This is a genomic window from Pararhizobium sp. P1_E7 (genome assembly GCF_056405855.1).
Map to the genome: position 1 here is coordinate 1 of NZ_JBFUBH010000158.1, position 3155 is coordinate 3155.

The following is a 3155-nucleotide window of genomic DNA, read 5'->3' on the forward strand; positions in this document are numbered from 1 at the left end:
CGGTGAGACGAAGACGCCGATCAAGGCCGAGCAGTTGCTTCTCCCCCGCCGCCACGATGATCGAGCCGCCGATCTTTGGACGGTCTGGAACGTGGTTCAGGAAAACGCCATCAAGGGCGGATTGCGTGGGGTCGGACGTGACGATCTCGGCAGGCCGCGCCGTGTGAAGTCCCGCGCCGTCAACGGCATTGATCAGGATATCAAGTTGAACAAGGCGCTGTGGCTTCTCGGAGAACGGATGGCAGCGCTGAAGGCTTGAACCTTCCCGCGTAAGGCGTCGTCGGTAACGGCGGCGCTTTGCCCTCCCCTCCCATAGCCGCCTGCGTGGTAGCAGTCCCTTGCCGCTATCGACGCGGCGGGTCAGCTTCGAGGGGTGCCCCAAAGCCCCACCCCTCGCTCTCCCTTCCCGCCCGTCGGCGCGAAATGGCTTGCCAAATTGCTTTTAAACCAAGCCTTGAATTTCAGTTATTGCAGTTAATCGCTGCGACCTCTATATTGACCGCACAGGAGATCAAGCCATGGCCAGCCACGTCGTGAAATTTGTCGGTTTGTCGGACCGAGACCGGAGACAAGTTGCGACCCTGCCGAAACTGGCGGCAGGCGATCGCATTGAACTGCATGTTCGACGCCGCGACGGTGTCGACGAAACATTGGCGCTCCCACTGGCTGCAGCCGTTGCCATCGAGACATTGATCAATCGGCTGTCGCGTGGGGAACATGTCGCTCTCCTCACCGAGGATCAGGAGTTGAGCCCCACAGATGCATCCGAAATTCTCGGGATTTCCCGACCTCTTGTGGTGCTGCGTATGGACCGGGGTGATCTACCCTTTCGCTATGTGGGCAAACACCGCCGCGCGTTGCTGAGAGACGTCTTAACGCTCAAATCCAAACTGGACACCCGTCAAAAGGCTCTAGAGGCGCTGGCAGACGATACAGAGGACTTGATCGGCACCCATGGCCTCTAAACCGCTTGTCGCGGTCCTTGATGCCTGCGTTCTCTATCCCTTCCATCTTCGCAACCTCCTTGTTCAGGCCGCTTTCGACGGAATTTTCGATGCGCACTGGTCCGACGACATTCACGCAGAGTGGATACGCAATCTCGCCGCAAACGCTCCGCATGTCACGGTGGATCGACTTGAGGTCACGCGCGACCGGATGAAGGATGTTTTGCCGCAAGCCGATGTCCGTGGTTACCAATCTCTCATTCCCGAACTGGATTTGCCCGATCCGAATGACCGGCACGTCCTGGCGGCTGCCATAACCGGAAAAGCAACACTGATCGTCAGTTGGAATATTAAGGATTTTCCTATCGAAAATCTCCGATCGCATGGCGTGGCTTGCATCACGCCCGATGCTTTTCTGGTCGAGCTTTACGGGCAGTTTCCCGAGGCACTGATCGACAGTGTCGCTCGTGCCCGAGGCAATCTTCGCAAATCGTTGCCTTCAAGCGAAGATTTTGTTGGAGCTTTGGAACGCCAGGGTCTTGCGGATTTTGCCGCAATCCTCCGCCAGAATGCGACAAGGATCGATTGATCGGTTGCTCCACAGCGACGTAGCCGGCACGGATAAAAAACCAGTGGTCTGGGCTTTGAGCGTTGGTAGCTTCGCGGGGTACGGCCAAGCCCCACACTCTCGCATTTCCTTGCGGCCCATCGGGTTTGCTCGTCATTATAGGCGCTCGTTGCAAGCGAGGTGTGTTCCCCTGCCCTGCCTTTTTTCTGACTGTCCCGCCTACAAATGCTAGGAACGCACAATCTGCCCTATGCAAGTTCCGCGCTCCGAGGATTTGAGGCAAGGCCTTTGTAAGTGCGTTGCGCTTTGTCGATTTGCCTACGCGAGAGATGGCGACACCAACCGACGGGTTGGCCGCGCTTTATGCCGATGGCACGAAGCAGCCCTTCGGCCGTCTTCGCCGATCTCGGTGACGATCGCTTGTCCGGACCCGAGAAGACCTCCGCCTTCCGAGCCGCGCGACTTGAAGTCTCGTGCGTCGCCGTGGAACGGGCATTTGCCCTCCCTCTGTCCAGGGGAATATCACAGGCCATTACCGCGCGTCGCCCGTATCGACCTGGGCGTCGCGCGGTTCGAGGGAGCCCTGCCCCCTCCCCTGTCCTGGATCCAGGTCTAAGGGCACTCACAGCCATCATGGTGTTCTTCTGCGGTATTGTGGACCGTTTTTCAGCCGCAGCGCCGTCAGACGGCGCGCCCGCGGCCGGAGCGAGCCGCAAAGGCGAGCGCAGCCAAGCGGAGGAAACCCGCGCTCCCACATAGCGCCGTAGGGTTTTCCGGAGCTTGGTGGAAAACGGTCGTTTTTGGCGTTTGAGTTTTTCCCGTTTTTGCCCCTCTAAACGGTGCGCAGTGCGCGGCGGCAGTCGATCCCGCCTCCCCTTCGGGCCACTATGTTGAGGCTCCTGCGGCTGCCTTTTTCCCGCTCCCTGCGCGTCGAGAATTCCCGAAATCCCGCCTGGGAGCGGCGCTATGCTGATTTCTCCGATACTCTTCATTTTTCGCTGATCGGGCCTTGGTCGTTGGCACTCGCACCGGCACGAACGCCGGCCAGGTCCTCCTCCCTGCCCGCCCCTCACGGCATAGCCGCTGGGACGGGGTAATTGGTTTCTCTGCGTTACGCGTCCAGCCAGTTTTCGAGCTTCAGTCCGGGATACGCCAGGAAGTCGCGCGTGTTGTTGGTCACCAACACGGTGTTGAGAGCGATTGCATGCGACGCGATCAGTTTGTCGAGATGATCTTTCTTTCKGTCTCTCGTCGCCATCCGAACCGGACCATAGGCACGCGCTGCGGCAATCCCAAACGGCTCTACCGTGATCAGTTCGGCCAGGGCTGCGAGATTATCAAGTTCCCGTGCGGGATCATCGGATGCGGATACACCATACTCGAGTTCGGCGAAGGTGATGGCGGACATCACCACGTCCCCCACATAGCAACTGGCAAAGCGGCGAGCGACCTGCTCCGGCTGGTTTTTCATTAGGTAGATACACATGTTCGTATCGAGCATGTAGCGCGCCATCAGATCTTATCCCGCTCGTCTTGCTCATGAGACTCTCGTCCGTCACGCATGAAATCCGGAGAGAAGCGGGCAAACACATCCAGAACGCCGGCCAGGGAGCGATGCACAGGACGGATGCGAAGCTCGTCGC

At 59.0% G+C, this 3155-nt stretch carries 3 protein-coding genes and 1 pseudogene; 3 read left to right on the forward strand and 1 reads right to left on the reverse strand.

What is annotated here, in order from left to right:
- The 3 genes and pseudogenes from AC1D17_RS28250 to AC1D17_RS28260 all read left to right on the forward strand — a co-directional run.
- Window positions 1-259 (forward strand): annotated as a pseudogene (locus AC1D17_RS28250) (DUF932 domain-containing protein); the annotation flags it as partial.
- Window positions 260-518: 259 nt separating this feature from the next.
- The gene (locus AC1D17_RS28255; protein ID WP_477568530.1) at window positions 519-965 is read left to right on the forward strand and encodes a DNA-binding protein; all 447 of its coding nucleotides are present in this window, start codon (window positions 519-521) and stop codon (window positions 963-965) included.
- Window positions 955-1533 carry a VapC50 family PIN domain-containing toxin gene (locus AC1D17_RS28260; RefSeq protein WP_477568531.1) on the forward strand — a complete coding sequence of 193 codons (579 nt, stop codon included), beginning with the start codon at window positions 955-957 and terminating at the stop codon, window positions 1531-1533. Before AC1D17_RS28255 ends, AC1D17_RS28260 begins: the two co-directional genes overlap by 11 nt.
- 1090 nt (window positions 1534-2623) lie before the next feature.
- On the opposite strand, the gene AC1D17_RS28265 is transcribed toward AC1D17_RS28260, so the two are convergent.
- Window positions 2624-3025 (reverse strand): type II toxin-antitoxin system VapC family toxin, encoded by a 402-nt coding sequence (locus tag AC1D17_RS28265; RefSeq protein ID WP_060503963.1) that lies wholly within the window; start codon window positions 3023-3025, stop codon window positions 2624-2626.
- Between the last annotated feature and the right edge of the window lie 130 nt (window positions 3026-3155).